The sequence below is a fragment of the Xanthomonas arboricola pv. juglandis genome, from assembly GCF_905367715.1.
GTDB classification, from domain to species: Bacteria; Pseudomonadota; Gammaproteobacteria; order Xanthomonadales; family Xanthomonadaceae; genus Xanthomonas; species Xanthomonas arboricola.
Genome location: NZ_HG999362.1, coordinates 4,476,428 through 4,492,327 on the forward strand (window position 1 = coordinate 4,476,428; position 15,900 = coordinate 4,492,327).

The window sequence follows — 15,900 nt, forward strand, 5'->3', positions numbered from 1 at the left end:
CGTAAATCAACCACTTCCCGGTGCATGCGCCGATGCCCGCGGCTGCGGCCGGCAAGGATCGAGTCCGTTTTGGGCCTGCGCCGGCCACGTGCACAAAACGGCGGAAAAGTTGCCGCTTCCACACAAGTGCGCAGGGGCTGCGGCTCTCTAGAATGAGCACGGATTCCCAGGCACCCTTCGCATGAACGCTCAGCTCGACCCGCTTGCCTCTCCCTCAGTTGCGCGCCCGCTGCTGGCGCCCGAGCTGCCTGCCGCACCCGGCGCATTGCGTGCGGCGATCACCGCCGCCTGGCTCAAGGACGAAACCGAACACGTCCGCGAATTGCTCGACCAGGCGCGTCTGCCCGCCGCCGAACAGGCCAAGGTGCAGGCAGTGGCCGCCGATCTGGTCACCCGCGTCCGCGCACGTGCGCAGGACCAGGGCGCGATCGAAGCCTTCATGCGCCAGTACGACCTAGGCAGCGAAGAAGGCGTGCTGCTGATGTGCGTGGCCGAAGCGCTGTTGCGCATTCCCGACCAGGACACCGCAGACAAGCTGATCCGCGACAAGCTCGGCGATGCGGACTGGAAAAAACATGTCGGCGGCAGCGACTCGGTGCTGGTCAACGCATCGACCTGGGGCCTGATGCTCACCGGCAAGCTGGTGCAGCTCAATGACCTCACCCGTGCCGACGTGCCCGGCGCGTTCAAGCGCCTGGTCGGCCGCGTCGGCGAGCCGGTGATTCGCCTGGCGGTGCGCCAGGCGATGAAGATCATGGGCCACCAGTTCGTCATGGGCCGCACCATCGGTGAAGCCCTGTCGCGCTCGCGCAAGGGCGACAACGCCGATTACCGCTATTCCTTCGACATGCTCGGCGAAGGCGCATTGACCATGAAGGATGCGCAGCGCTATCTGCAGGCGTACCGCGATGCCATCCACGCGATCGGCCGCAGCGGCAGTTTCGTCGGCACCGATGTCTTTGCAGCGCCCAGCATCTCGATCAAATTGTCCGCGTTGTATCCGCGCTACGAGCATGCCAAGCGCGCACGCGTGATGGCCGAGCTGGTGCCGGGCGTGCTCGAGCTGGCGCAACTGGCCAAGTCCTACGGCATCGGCTACACCGTCGATGCCGAAGAAGCCGACCGTCTGGAGCTATCGCTGGACATCATCGAGGCCACCTTCTCCGACCCATCGCTGGATGGATGGGAGGGCTATGGCCTGGCGGTGCAGGCGTATCAGAAGCGCACGCCGTACACGATCGATTTTCTCGCCGATCTGGCGCGCCGCGTCGGCCGTCGCATTCCGGTGCGTCTGGTCAAGGGCGCGTACTGGGACGCGGAGATCAAGCGCGCACAGATCGAAGGTCACCCCGGCTACCCGGTTTTTACCCGCAAGCAGAATACCGACGTGTCGTATCTGGCCTGCGCGCGCCGCATGTTCGCGCACAGCGATGCGCTGTATCCAATGTTCGCCACGCACAACGCGCAGACCATCGCGGCGGTACGCGCAATCGCAACGACCAAGCATTACGAACACCAGAAACTGCACGGCATGGGCGATGACCTGTATGCCGAAGTGATTCCGGCCGATCGCCTGGGACTGCCATGCCGCGTGTACGCACCGGTCGGCTCGCACGAGGATCTGCTGCCGTACCTGGTGCGTCGCCTACTTGAGAACGGCGCCAATTCCAGCTTCGTCAATCGCATCACCGACGAGGACGTCGCCATCGAAGATCTGATCCGCGATCCGGTCGAAGCGGTGTCCTCGTTCGGCTCCATTCCGCATCCCAAGATTCCGCTGCCCACCGATCTGTTGCGCAGCCAGAACCAACACAGGAAAAACTCCATGGGCGCCAATCTCGCCAACGACAACGATCTGCGGCAGCTGGCCGAGCAACTCAATGCCGCCATCAAGCCGTGGAAGGCCACCCCACTGGTGCCCGGCGCGGTGATCAGCACGCAGAGCGAGGAGGTGCGCAACCCGGCGGACCGACGCGAAACGGTTGGGCACTGGCAGCCGGCCGATCCGGCCACCGTGCAGACGTCTCTGGCAACCGCCGCTGCCGCGCAGCCGGCCTGGAACCGCACGCCTGCGGCCAGCCGCGCCACCATCCTGGAGCATGCCGCCGACCTGCTTGAAGCACACATGCCCGAATTCATGGCGATCTGCGTCAAGGAGGCAGGCAAGACCCTGCCCGACGCCGTGGCCGAAGTGCGTGAGGCGGTCGACTTCCTGCGTTACTACGCAGCCCAGGCACGCGCGCAGTTCGGTGCGCCCGAACGTCTGCCCGGGCCGACCGGCGAATCCAACGAGTTGCAGCTGCATGGCCGCGGTGTCTTCGTCTGCATCAGCCCCTGGAACTTCCCGCTCGCCATCTTCCTCGGCCAGGTCGCCGCCGCATTGGCTGCCGGCAACAGCGTGATCGCCAAGCCTGCAGAGCAGACCAACTTGATCGGCTACGCCGCAGTGAAGCTGCTGCACGAAGCGGGTATCCCCGAAGCGGTTGTGCAGTTCCTGCCGGGCGACGGCGCCACCGTCGGCGCCGCGCTGACCAATGATCCGCGCGTGGCGGGCGTCGCCTTCACCGGTTCCACGGAGACCGCACGCGTCATCAATCGGACCCTGGCCTCCCGCGATGCCGCGATCGGCGTATTGATTGCCGAAACCGGTGGCCAGAACGCCTTCATCGCCGACTCGTCCTCGTTGCCGGAAGCCGTCGTCAAGGATGCGATCTCCAGCGCCTTCATGTCCGCGGGCCAACGCTGCTCGGCGGCCCGCGTGCTGTTCGTGCAGGACGACATCGCCGACAAGGTGATGACCATGCTGGCCGGCGCAATGGGCGAGCTGAAGATCGGCGATCCTGCGCTGCTGTCCACCGATGTTGGCCCCGTCATCGACGCAGATGCGCTCAAGATCCTCGACGATCATGCGGCGCGTATGGATCGCGAAGCCCGCCTGATCGGCACCACCACGCTGGATCCAGCCGCTGCCAACGGCAGCTTTTTCGCCCCGCGTGCGTACGAGCTGGCCTCGCTCGCGCAGCTGCAGCGCGAAATTTTCGGACCGGTCCTGCATGTCATCCGCTGGAAAGCCGACCAACTCGACGCCGTCATCGATCAGATCAACGCCACCGGTTACGGACTGACCCTGGGCGTGCACTCGCGCATCGACGAGACCATCGATCGCATCACCACGCGTGTTGCGGTAGGCAATGTCTACGTTAACCGCAATCAGATCGGTGCGGTCGTCGGCGTACAGCCCTTCGGCGGCCAGGGCCTGTCAGGCACCGGCCCGAAAGCCGGCGGCCCGCATTACCTGCTTCGTTTTGCCACCGAGAAGGTCGTCACCGTCAATACGACGGCCGCAGGCGGCAACGCCTCGCTTCTGACACTGGGCGACTGAGGGCCAGGCCCACAACTATCAGGCCATCTCTCTTGGCTTGTTGAGGAAAACAAGAACCCCGCATCGCGGGGTTTTTGTTGTGCCCAGATGTCCGCATAAGGTTCCGTGCCCGTACATCTGCATTGCGTAGAAGCAAGCGGTAGGTCATTGCTACACAACAGCATCGCTGCAAGCACCCACCACTCGGCATCGACGTGAAAGTCAGGGGACAGAGGTGAGAAAGAGGCTCAACCTTGGACCATGTCATTGACATGCATAAACCGACGCGTCAGGTGCTGCGTTACATGTAGATGAGCCCCGATCACAGCGTGGCAAGGTGCCAAGGGATGCGCCTTGAATGCCCGAGTACCGTGGCGCTAATCGGCTTCGGCTTCGGCTTACCTTTGGCTCTGGCTCTGGCTTTGGCTCTGGCTCTGGCTCTGGCTCTGGCTCTGGCTTTGGCTCTGGCTTTGGCTTTGGCTTTGGCTTTAGCCAGTTGGCTTAAATTTCGCACAAAAAGAAACCCTCAGTCCTGTTGGACTGAGGGTTTCGGGTAAAGCCCCTGGCGATGACCTACTCTCGCATGGCTTGAGCCACACTACCATCGGCGCAGCTGCGTTTCACTTCCGAGTTCGGGATGGGATCGGGTGGTTCCACAGCGCTAATTTCACCAGGGAGACGGTTGGAGCAGCGCTTGATAGCGCTCGTCTCGCATAGGTAACTTGTGACGTAGCTTGCGTTTGGTGATCTACCAACGTTCGTTGGGACCAAGGCAACTTGAGGTTATATGGTCAAGCCGCACGGATCATTAGTATCAGTTAGCTCAATACATTGCTGTACTTACACACCTGACCTATCAACCACATAGTCTATATGGTTCCTTTAGGGGGCTTGTGCCCCGGGAAGTCTCATCTTGAGGCGCGCTTCCCGCTTAGATGCTTTCAGCGGTTATCGCTTCCGAACATAGCTACCCGGCAATGCCACTGGCGTGACAACCGGAACACCAGAGGTTCGTCCACTCCGGTCCTCTCGTACTAGGAGCAGCCCCTCTCAAACTTCCAACGCCCATGGCAGATAGGGACCGAACTGTCTCACGACGTTCTGAACCCAGCTCGCGTACCACTTTAAATGGCGAACAGCCATACCCTTGGGACCGACTACAGCCCCAGGATGTGATGAGCCGACATCGAGGTGCCAAACACCGCCGTCGATATGAACTCTTGGGCGGTATCAGCCTGTTATCCCCGGAGTACCTTTTATCCGTTGAGCGATGGCCCTTCCATACAGAACCACCGGATCACTAAGACCTACTTTCGTACCTGCTTGATCCGTCGATCTTGCAGTCAAGCACGCTTATGCCTTTGCACACAGTGCGCGATGTCCGACCGCGCTGAGCGTACCTTCGTGCTCCTCCGTTACTCTTTAGGAGGAGACCGCCCCAGTCAAACTACCCACCATACACGGTCCCTGATCCGGATAACGGATCTAGGTTAGAACGTCAAGCACGACAGGGTGGTATTTCAAGGATGGCTCCACTGCAGCTAGCGCCACAGTTTCATAGCCTCCCACCTATCCTACACAGACGAACTCAACGTTCAGTGTAAAGCTATAGTAAAGGTTCACGGGGTCTTTCCGTCTTGCCACGGGAACGCTGCATCTTCACAGCGATTTCAATTTCACTGAGTCTCGGGTGGAGACAGCGCCGCTGTCGTTACGCCATTCGTGCAGGTCGGAACTTACCCGACAAGGAATTTCGCTACCTTAGGACCGTTATAGTTACGGCCGCCGTTTACTGGGGCTTCGATCAAGAGCTTCGCCTTGCGGCTGACCCCATCAATTAACCTTCCAGCACCGGGCAGGCGTCACACCCTATACGTCCACTTTCGTGTTTGCAGAGTGCTGTGTTTTTGATAAACAGTCGCAGCGGCCTGGTTTCTGCGACCCTCTTCAGCTATAGCTCGCATGAGCCACCAAAAAGGGTGCACCTTCTCCCGAAGTTACGGTGCCATGTTGCCTAGTTCCTTCACCCGAGTTCTCTCAAGCGCCTGAGAATTCTCATCCTACCCACCTGTGTCGGTTTACGGTACGGTCTTCGTGAGCTGAAGCTTAGGAGCTTTTCCTGGAAGCGTGGTATCAGTGACTTCGCCATAAAGGCTCGTCTCGGTGCTCGGTCTTAAAGGATCCCGGATTTGCCAAAGATCCAAACCTACCGCCTTTCCCCGGGACAACCAACGCCCGGTACACCTAACCTTCTCCGTCCCTCCATCGCACTCACGCGAGGTGCAGGAATATTAACCTGCTTCCCATCGACTACGGCTTTCGCCCTCGCCTTAGGGACCGACTAACCCTGCGTCGATTAACGTTGCGCAAGGAAACCTTGGGCTTTCGGCGTGCGGGCTTTTCACCCGCATTATCGTTACTCATGTCAGCATTCGCACTTCCGATACCTCCAGCAGACTTCTCAATCCACCTTCGCAGGCTTACGGAACGCTCCTCTACCGCGCATAAAACAAGTTTTATGCACCCCAAGCTTCGGTTCACTGCTTAGCCCCGTTAAATCTTCCGCGCAGACCGACTCGACCAGTGAGCTATTACGCTTTCTTTAAAGGGTGGCTGCTTCTAAGCCAACCTCCTGGCTGTCTATGCCTTTCCACATCGTTTTCCACTTAGCAGTGAATTTGGGACCTTAGCTGTGGGTCTGGGTTGTTTCCCTTTTCACGACGGACGTTAGCACCCGCCGTGTGTCTCCCGGATAGTACGTACTGGTATTCGGAGTTTGCAATGGTTTGGTAAGTCGCGATGACCCCCTAGCCATAACAGTGCTCTACCCCCAGTAGTATTCGTCCGAGGCGCTACCTAAATAGCTTTCGAGGAGAACCAGCTATCTCCGGGTTCGATTAGCTTTTCACTCCTAATCACAGCTCATCCCCGTCTTTTGCAACAGACGTGGGTTCGGGCCTCCAGTACCTGTTACGGCACCTTCACCCTGGCCATGACTAGATCACCCGGTTTCGGGTCTACTGCCCGCGACTATGCGCCCTTATCAGACTCGGTTTCCCTTCGCCTCCCCTATACGGTTAAGCTTGCCACGAACAGTAAGTCGCTGACCCATTATACAAAAGGTACGCAGTCACTCTTGCGAGCTCCTACTGCTTGTACGCACACGGTTTCAGGATCTATTTCACTCCCCTCTCCGGGGTTCTTTTCGCCTTTCCCTCACGGTACTGGTTCACTATCGGTCGGTCAGGAGTATTTAGCCTTGGAGGATGGTCCCCCCATATTCAGACAGGGTTTCACGTGCCCCGCCCTACTCGTCTTCACTGGAGTGGCCCTTTTAAATACAGGGCTATCACCTTCTATGGCCAATCTTTCCAGATTGTTTTTCTAAAGCCATTCCAGCTTAAGGGCTGCTCCCCGTTCGCTCGTCACTACTTAGGGAATCTCGGTTGATTTCTTTTCCTCCGGTTACTTAGATATTTCAGTTCACCGGGTTCGCTTCCAGCAGCTATGAATTCACTGCAGGATACTGCCGAAGCAGTGGGTTTCCCCATTCGGACATTGCCGGATCAAAGCTTGTTGCCAGCTCCCCGACACTTTTCGCAGGCTACCACGTCCTTCATCGCCTCTGACCGCCTAGGCATCCACCGTGTGCGCTTATTCGCTTGACCATATAACCCCAAGTTGCCTCGGAGTTACATGTCGTGTTGTGTGGGGTACAAAGCCACCAACGCGAACATACGACTCAATTATTTAGGGACTCGAAGTCCCCGCCTTAGCCTCAACGACACGTTTAGATAGATATCTCAAACGCTCGCTACGTCACAAGTTATAAAAGAACATGTATCAGCCTCAACGCTGATCCATATAAATTCTTAAGTGTGCACTACATTCAGAGTGGTGGGTCTGGGTAGACTCGAACTACCGACCTCACCCTTATCAGGGGTGCGCTCTAACCACCTGAGCTACAGACCCGAAGTCTTTTCACTCAATATGGTGGAGCCTGTCGGGATCGAACCGACGACCCCCTGCTTGCAAAGCAGGTGCTCTCCCAGCTGAGCTAAGGCCCCAAAAGGGACTTCGCATACCGACCTGTGCCGGTATGAATCTCTGAATGCAGGTAATTTGTGAGGACGCCCGCAAGACGATGACGTCATGCTCAAAAGGAGGTGATCCAGCCGCACCTTCCGATACGGCTACCTTGTTACGACTTCACCCCAGTCATCGGCCACACCGTGGCAAGCGCCCTCCCGAAGGTTAAGCTACCTGCTTCTGGTGCAACAAACTCCCATGGTGTGACGGGCGGTGTGTACAAGGCCCGGGAACGTATTCACCGCAGCAATGCTGATCTGCGATTACTAGCGATTCCGACTTCATGGAGTCGAGTTGCAGACTCCAATCCGGACTGAGATAGGGTTTCTGGGATTGGCTTACCCTCGCGGGTTTGCAGCCCTCTGTCCCTACCATTGTAGTACGTGTGTAGCCCTGGTCGTAAGGGCCATGATGACTTGACGTCATCCCCACCTTCCTCCGGTTTGTCACCGGCGGTCTCCTTAGAGTTCCCACCATTACGTGCTGGCAACTAAGGACAAGGGTTGCGCTCGTTGCGGGACTTAACCCAACATCTCACGACACGAGCTGACGACAGCCATGCAGCACCTGTCTCACGGTTCCCGAAGGCACCAATCCATCTCTGGAAAGTTCCGTGGATGTCAAGACCAGGTAAGGTTCTTCGCGTTGCATCGAATTAAACCACATACTCCACCGCTTGTGCGGGCCCCCGTCAATTCCTTTGAGTTTCAGTCTTGCGACCGTACTCCCCAGGCGGCGAACTTAACGCGTTAGCTTCGATACTGCGTGCCAAATTGCACCCAACATCCAGTTCGCATCGTTTAGGGCGTGGACTACCAGGGTATCTAATCCTGTTTGCTCCCCACGCTTTCGTGCCTCAGTGTCAGTGTTGGTCCAGGTAGCCGCCTTCGCCACGGATGTTCCTCCCGATCTCTACGCATTTCACTGCTACACCGGGAATTCCGCTACCCTCTACCACACTCTAGTGACCCAGTATCCACTGCAATTCCCAGGTTGAGCCCAGGGCTTTCACAACAGACTTAAACCACCACCTACGCACGCTTTACGCCCAGTAATTCCGAGTAACGCTTGCACCCTTCGTATTACCGCGGCTGCTGGCACGAAGTTAGCCGGTGCTTATTCTTTGGGTACCGTCAGAACAATCGGGTATTAACCGACTGCTTTTCTTTCCCAACAAAAGGGCTTTACAACCCGAAGGCCTTCTTCACCCACGCGGCATGGCTGGATCAGGCTTGCGCCCATTGTCCAATATTCCCCACTGCTGCCTCCCGTAGGAGTCTGGACCGTGTCTCAGTTCCAGTGTGGCTGATCATCCTCTCAGACCAGCTACGGATCGTCGCCTTGGTGGGCCTTTACCCCGCCAACTAGCTAATCCGACATCGGCTCATTCAATCGCGCGAAGCCCGAAGGTCCTCCGCTTTCACCCGTAGGTCGTATGCGGTATTAGCGTAAGTTTCCCTACGTTATCCCCCACGAAAGAGTAGATTCCGATGTATTCCTCACCCGTCCGCCACTCGCCACCCATAAGAGCAAGCTCTTACTGTGCTGCCGTTCGACTTGCATGTGTTAGGCCTGCCGCCAGCGTTCACTCTGAGCCAGGATCAAACTCTTCACTTAAAATTACATGCCCGAAGGCAAATTACTTTAGCTGCAGAAGTTCAACCACTGGCAACTTATCGCTTGCAAAGCAATTAATATGTTGCATTTTGATTAAACGTCTGCAAGATGGACAATCATCCTTCCTGCAGGCGTCCGCACAAATTACCTGCGCACACTGTCAAAGAACATTGGGAAGTGGCCTCAGCGCCGTTCCCGTCAGCTTCGTCGTTTCCGTCGAAGCGAGCCGCCCATTATAGCGGACTTTTTCTTGCCGTCAACACCTCATTTCGAGGTGGTTGACGCTGCTTCGTTTCGACCCGAAGGTTTTCTGCGAAGCGAGCCGGCCATATTAGCAGGCTTTTCATCTTCGTCAACCCCTCGTGAAGAGGAAGTTGCCGCCGCTGCACTTCAATTCGCCGTAGCGTCTTTCCGTGTAGCGAGCCGCCCATCATAGCCGGCTTTTTCGTTTCGTCAACACCCTAAATCAGGGAATTTTCGAACCCTTTCCGCTCTGGTTCCGCGTTTGCGGGGCCGTTGCGTCGGGGGAGGCGAACTATAGGCCCAACCGGCGAGTTTGGGAAGGGGTTTGTGAGAGAAATTTCACGATTTTTCCCCTTCCCCTGCGGTGACACGCCCTGATAACCCGCTATGGCAAACCGCTGATCCGGCTCATGCATCCCGGTGCACCTATATAGATGTCACCGCAGAGCGGAGGTTGCCGCCATGCAGCAACCCTTCGCAGCTCAGCCGCTGACCAGCGCCACGCGGGCGAAGTTACGCTTGCCCACCTGGATGACGCCTTCGAAGCCCGGCCCGAACTGGCGTGCCGGATCTTCGACCACTTCGCCATCGATCTTGACCGCTCGCTCCTTGAGCTTGCGCGTAGCTTCCGAATTACTTGGCGTCAGGCCAGCAGCAGTAAGCAGGCTTGCGATCCGCAGACCTTCGGCCGGTACAGCGACCTCCTGCAACGGCAACAGACTGGTGTCGCCCTGCCCTGTCACTACCGCGTGCCAGCCGGCAATGGCCTGCTCCGCGGTAGCAGCGTCGTGGAAACGTGCGGTGAGTTCCCGCGCCAGCCGCAATTTGACCTCACGCGGGTGCAGTTCACCCGAGGCGACCTGCGCCTTCAGGCGCTCTGCTTCGGCCACGCTGATGTCGAAAGACAGCAGATCGATCCAGCGCCAGGTCAGCTCGTCGCCGATCTTCATGGTCTTGGTGACGATGTCGATGGCCGGCTCGTTGATGCCGATGTAGTTGCCCAGCGACTTGGACATCTTGGCCACGCCGTCCAGGCCTTCCAGCAGCGGCATGGTCAGCACGACCTGCGGGGCCTGGCCGTAGTGCTCCTGCAGGCCACGGCCCATCAACAGGTTGAACTTCTGGTCGGTACCGCCCAGTTCGACGTCCGCTTTCAGGGCGACCGAGTCGTAGCCCTGGACCAGCGGATACAGGAATTCGTGGATGGCGATCGGCTGCTGGTTAGTGAAGCGCTTGGCGAAGTCGTCGCGCTCGAGCATGCGCGCCACCGTGTGCTGCGCGGACAGCTTGATCATGTCCGCCGCGCTCATCTGGCCGAACCACTCGGAGTTGAAGCGCACCTCGGTGCGTTCGCGGTCCAGGATCTTGAAGACCTGCTCCTCATAGGTGCGGGCATTGGCCAGCACATCGTCGCGGCTCAGCGGCTTGCGGGTGACGTTCTTGCCGCTCGGGTCGCCGATCATGCCGGTGAAGTCGCCGATCAGGAAGATCACCTGGTGCCCGAGCTGCTGGAACTGCCGCATCTTGTTGAGCAGCACGGTATGGCCCAGATGCAAATCCGGTGCGGTGGGATCGAAACCGGCCTTGACCCGCAAGGGCACGCCTGATTTCAGTCGCGCTTCGAGTTGATCGAGCTTGAGGATCTCCTCGGCGCCGCGACCGATGAGTGCGAGGGATTCTTCGATAGTGGCCAACCACAGACTCCAGCGGCGTTTGCCGTCAACAACGTGAACGATGTTAAACGCGGGTTAATTCCGCGCCAAATGTAAATAAACGAACAGGCTCAATGGTTTGACGCGCTGTTACAGGCTGTCTATGGTACCGGCGATTGGGCTCGCACTTCGAGCCAGCGAGGAATTTGAACGATGCAGAACTCAGAGCAGGGCCGTGCACGCAAGCGGCGCTTTCACGAACGCCTCCACGTCCTCCACGACACTGCACTGCATCGCAAGCTCAAGGCGCATCTGCCGGCGGCATTCAACGACCAATGGACACGCCGTCATTGGATCCATGCCAGCCTGTTCGCGACCATCGGTGCGCTGGTGACCACGATTGTGCCGGGCTTCTCCAACGCCATCGACACCCCGCTGTCCAGCCATTCCACGCTGGCCTTGCCGCTGCCGCCGTTGGTGCCGAGCCGCAAGCAGCTGGCGCCGAGCACCGATTGGGAAATCCTGCAGGTCAAATCCGGGCAGACGCTGAGCACCTTGTTCGGCGAGTTGGGAATCCCGACCGCGGTGATGTACCAGGTACTGGCGCATCCGGGCACCAAGGAGGCGCTGACCAAGCTGCGTCCGGGCGCCGAGATTGCCTTCGATATGCCGACGCCGGGCGAGTTGCGCGCATTGCGCTTCGACCGCGACGACAGCCACCGCGTGGAGCTGCGCCTGCTGGGCGACAGCGTGCGGGAGAATGTCACCGAGCGGGCGACGACCACGCGCACGGTGGTGGCAAGCGGGGAAATCAGCAGCTCGCTGTACGCCTCGGCCGGCAAGTCGGGGCTGTCGCCAGCGGCGGTGGCGGTCATGACCGATGAGATCTTCAAGTACGACATCGACTTCGACAAGGATCTGCAGCCGGGCGATCGCTTCAGCGTGGTGATGGACGAAACCTGGCGCGAGGGCGAGCGGATCAATACCGGCGACATCCTGGCGGCGACCTTTACCACCGGCGGCAAGACCTACACCGGCTTCCGTTTCGAGCGTGCCGGCAAGCCGGCCGAGTATTTCGACATCACCGGCCGGCCGTTGAAGAAGAGCTTCATCCGGATGCCGGTGGCCTACAGCCGCATCAGCTCGACCTTTGGCGCACGCAAGCATCCGGTGCTGGGCACCATGCGCATGCACAAGGGCGTGGACTACGCGGCAGCCTCGGGCACGCCGATCATGGCTGCCGGCGATGCGCGGGTGGTGTTCGTCGGCACCCAGCGCGGCTACGGCAATGTGGTGATCCTGGACCACGGCAGGAACTTCAGCACGCTGTACGGGCATATGTCGCGCTTCGGCAAGATCAAGGCCGGCCAGCGCATCAACCAGGGCACGGTGATTGGCTATGTCGGCATGACCGGCCTGGCGACCGGCCCGCATCTGCATTACGAATTCCGCGTCGCCGGGCAGCAGCGCAACCCCATGTCGGTGACCATGCCGCCGCCCGAGCCCTTGCAGGGTGCCGAGCTGGCCGCATTCCGCGCGCAGACGGCGCCGGCGCTGGCGCGTATCGAAGGCATGGAGAAGTTGATCTACGCCGACGCCGGCAAGCCTGCCAAGGGCAAGCCGCGCGGTTGAGTAGATACGGCTGATTTCTCGGCCGCCGACCCGGCCATCGCCGATCGGATGGCTGCGGAGCGGTTCGCGAAGGGTTTAGCTCACGCGATATCCCGGCCAGCGTCGGGCTAAGGCTGGCCACAAGTGGGAACCCGGACGCCGACGCGACAGTCGGCACTGCGCGTGGAGCGCTGCCTGGCGAGCGCACAGCCCATCGGCCCTGCCGCGAGACGTGCAGGGCCGGTTGACTCTCCCACCCCGGCTGCACAAGCTGCATGACCACTGTGCAACTGGCTCTGGCATGTCTGCTCCGGAACACCTGGAATCCCCGCTCTACCTGGGCCTGATGTCGGGCACCAGCGCCGACGGCATCGATGCCGCACTGGTGCGCTTTGCCGATGACAGCCATCGCCGCTGCGAACTGGTTGCCGGCACCACCGTGGCCTGGGAGCCGCAACTGCGCGAAACGCTGGTGATGCTGGGCCAGGGCGCCGACGTGATCGCCATCGATGCGCTTGGACACCTGGATGCGCAGGTGGGGCTGGCGTTTGCGGCCGCGGCCAATCAACTGATCCGCGACAGCGGCATCGCGCGTGGGCGCGTTCGCGCGATCGGCTCGCATGGGCAGACCATTCGGCATCGACCCAAGGCCGATCCGGCCTTCACCTGGCAGATCGGCGATGCCAGCCGGATTGCCGAGCACACCGGCATCACCACGGTGGCCGATTTCCGCCGTCGCGATGTGGCTGCCGGCGGCCAGGGCGCGCCGCTGATGCCGGCCTTTCATCTGGCCATGCTCGGCACGGGCGATGAAGACCGCGCGGTGCTCAATCTGGGCGGCATCGGCAACCTGACGCTGATCCCGCGCGATGGCGCGGTGCTGGGCTTCGATACCGGGCCGGCCAATGCCTTGCTGGATAGCTGGTGCCAGCAGCATCGCGGCACGGCGTTCGATGCCGACGGTGCGTTCGCCGCCAGCGGGCGCGTCGATACCGCACTGCTGCAGGCGTTGCTGGCCGACCCGTGGTTTGCGCTGGCACCGCCCAAAAGCACCGGACGCGAGCAGTTCCATCTGGACTGGGCGATGCAGGCGATGCGGTCGCTGGGAGACGTGGCGCTGTCTGCGGCCGATGTGCAGGCGACCCTGCTCGAACTGACCGCGGCCAGTGTCGCCGACGCGTTGCTGCGGCTGCAGCCCGATACCCGCCGGGTGCTGGTGTGCGGTGGCGGGGTGCGCAATCCGGTATTAATGGCACGACTGGCGGCGCGATTGCCGGGCGTGATGGTGGAATCCAGCGCGCGGCATGGGCTGGATCCGGACTACCTGGAGGCAATGGGGTTCGCATGGTTGGCCGCGGAGCTGCTCGCAGGCCGGGCCGCCAATCTGCCGTCGGTGACCGGGGCGGCCGGACCGCGGTTGCTGGGAGCGATCCATCCGGCGTGACAGGCCTGGATCAGTTGCGGGCGCCCGCATTCGCAGCATCCTCGCGCCGAATGGATTCGCACGCGAGGCAGCGCTGGCTGACCGTTTACAACGCTACGGACTATTCCCCGCCGGCAGCGCCTTGAGCGCGGCAATCGCTTCGGCCAGGGCATCGACTTCCGGGTGTTGCAGGCCGCCGGTGACTTCGTATTCGCTGGCGAACAGGCCCTGTTCGAGCAGATGCATCACGGTCTGGTGCTGGGTCCAGCCGCGAGCGACGGAGATGCGACGAATCCTGTCCACCAGCAATGGATCGATGTCCCGCAACATCAGATCGGTCATGCCCTGCCTCGTGCACTGCGCTGCCCCGCCTGCATCATCGGCAACCTTGGCGGCCGTTTCAATCCGGGCGCCCATCGCGGGCATCCAGCCGCGGCCACAGCCAGGCGAGCAGGGCCAGCGTGGGAACCACGGTCAGGGCGCTGAGGATGAAGAAGGTGCTGTAGGAGGTGGCCTCGACCAGAAACCCGGACACACCGCCGGCGAATTTACCCGGCAAATTGGCCAGCGACACCAGCAAGGCGTACTGGGTGGCGGTGAAATTGCGATTTGTCAGCGATGACATGAAGGCCACCAGCACGGTGCCGGCGAACCCCTGGAACAGATTGTCGGCACTGAGTGCGGCGTAGAACGCCCACAATTTGCCGGGGTTCTGCGCCATCAACAAAAACGCCAGGTTGGACAGCGCCACACCCAAGGCGGCCACCAGCAGCATGCGACGGAAGCCGAACGCCGCCACCGCCGCACCGCCGGCGAACGCGCCGACGATGCCCATCCACACGCCGAACAGCTTGGACACTGTGGCGATGTCGGCCTTGGTGTAGCCAGAATCCAGATAGAACGGCCCGGCCATCACGCCGATCACCTGATCCGGGAATTTGAACAGGCCGACAAATGCCAGCAGGACGATGCCCAGCGCCAGCCCATTACTGGAGAAGAAACTGGAAATGGGCTGCCAGAATGCGCCGGCCACGTCGATGCGACGCACCACTGTGACCAGCGGCCGGTCCGGCTCGCGGCATACCAGGGTGGTGATGATCGGCAGCAGCATCAGCGCCGACATGGCCAGGTACGCGGAGGTCCAGTTGAGGTATTCGGCCAGGTACAGGGCCCCGGCGCCACCGAGGATCAGGCCGATCCGATAGCCCAGGGTGTAGGTCGCCGCCAAGGCCGCCTGCGCCGTGTCCGGGGCAATTTCGATGCGGTAGGCATCCACCACCGAATCCTGCGTGGCGCCCCAGAACGAGGCGAACAGCACCCAGGCGACCAGGCCGGTGACACTCATGTCCGGGCGCGAAAACGCCAGTGCGAACAGGCCGGCAGTGACGCCGAGTTGCGAGACCAGCAGCCAGGAACGCCGGCGGCCCAGAAACGCAGTGATCGGGAACGCATAGCGGTCGATCAGCGGAGCCCACAGGAACTTGAGCAGGTAGAAGAAGCTGGCCAGGCTGATCAGACCGATGCTGCCCAGATCCAGCCCCACGTCGCGCAGCCGGGTGGACAGGGTCTGCGAGGCGATCAACAGAAACGGCAGACCGCTGCCGAAACCCAGCAGTGCCATGGTTGCCGCCGATGGCGTGGCGAAGGCCTGCCGGATGCCGCGCAGTCCTTTGTAGTCGGGTACAGGCTTGGTCATGCGTGTGGCCGCTGGGAACGAGTGCTGATTGTTGCGGGGCGGGCAGTATCGCTAGCCGCTGCGCGGATTGCCCTGCCGGAAACGCATGATTGGCTCCATGAAGGATCAATCACTATCAGCCTGCGGCCAGGCACAACCTGCACGCACTCGAGGTTGATCTCCACGCAGTGGCTGGAAGCACCCCACTGGGGGGCCTGGCCAACCGTCC

6 protein-coding genes, 2 tRNA genes and 3 rRNA genes are annotated in these 15,900 nt (G+C 60.6%); 3 read left to right on the top strand and 8 right to left on the bottom strand.

The annotated features are described in order from the left end of the window. Positions 1-181: 181 nt before the first annotated feature. Complete coding sequence (gene putA, locus KHN93_RS19355; protein ID WP_211921131.1) at positions 182-3,382, top strand: bifunctional proline dehydrogenase/L-glutamate gamma-semialdehyde dehydrogenase PutA; 3,201 nt, start codon at positions 182-184, stop codon at positions 3,380-3,382. A gap of 539 nt (positions 3,383-3,921) precedes the next feature. Here putA and rrf read toward each other — a convergent pair. From rrf to tyrS, 6 genes are all read right to left on the bottom strand, one after another. Then, positions 3,922-4,036: ribosomal RNA gene (gene rrf, locus KHN93_RS19360) — 5S ribosomal RNA — on the bottom strand. Positions 4,037-4,148: 112 nt separating this feature from the next. Beyond that, a 23S ribosomal RNA gene (locus tag KHN93_RS19365) occupies positions 4,149-7,029 on the bottom strand. 227 nt (positions 7,030-7,256) lie between these two features. Continuing rightward, positions 7,257-7,333 (bottom strand) — tRNA-Ile (locus KHN93_RS19370). Between the two features lie 19 nt (positions 7,334-7,352). Beyond that, positions 7,353-7,428, bottom strand: a tRNA-Ala gene (locus KHN93_RS19375). A gap of 92 nt (positions 7,429-7,520) precedes the next feature. Then, positions 7,521-9,067: ribosomal RNA gene (locus KHN93_RS19380) — 16S ribosomal RNA — on the bottom strand. Together the 16S, 23S and 5S rRNA genes with 2 tRNA genes alongside form the textbook arrangement of a ribosomal RNA operon. A gap of 725 nt (positions 9,068-9,792) precedes the next feature. Further along, a complete protein-coding gene (gene tyrS, locus KHN93_RS19385) occupies positions 9,793-11,004 on the bottom strand; it encodes a tyrosine--tRNA ligase (protein ID WP_104560454.1) in 1,212 nt (403 codons plus the stop codon). A gap of 171 nt (positions 11,005-11,175) precedes the next feature. Here tyrS and KHN93_RS19390 point away from each other — a divergent pair, with 171 nt between their 5' ends. Continuing rightward, on the top strand, positions 11,176-12,594 hold the full coding sequence (locus KHN93_RS19390; RefSeq protein WP_211921133.1) for a M23 family metallopeptidase: 1,419 nt from the start codon (positions 11,176-11,178) through the stop codon (positions 12,592-12,594). Between the two features lie 280 nt (positions 12,595-12,874). After that, the gene (locus KHN93_RS19395) at positions 12,875-14,017 is read left to right on the top strand and encodes an anhydro-N-acetylmuramic acid kinase (protein ID WP_102584095.1); all 1,143 of its coding nucleotides are present in this window, start codon (positions 12,875-12,877) and stop codon (positions 14,015-14,017) included. Positions 14,018-14,110: 93 nt separating this feature from the next. Here the strand turns inward: KHN93_RS19395 and KHN93_RS19400 are convergent, their stop codons facing one another. Further along, positions 14,111-14,338 carry a hypothetical protein gene (locus KHN93_RS19400; RefSeq protein WP_102584104.1) on the bottom strand — a complete coding sequence of 76 codons (228 nt, stop codon included), beginning with the start codon at positions 14,336-14,338 and terminating at the stop codon, positions 14,111-14,113. Between the two features lie 58 nt (positions 14,339-14,396). Next, entirely contained in the window at positions 14,397-15,692 is a 1,296-nt protein-coding gene (locus KHN93_RS19405; protein WP_039510325.1) for an AmpG family muropeptide MFS transporter, read from the bottom strand. Positions 15,693-15,900 lie beyond the last annotated feature (208 nt).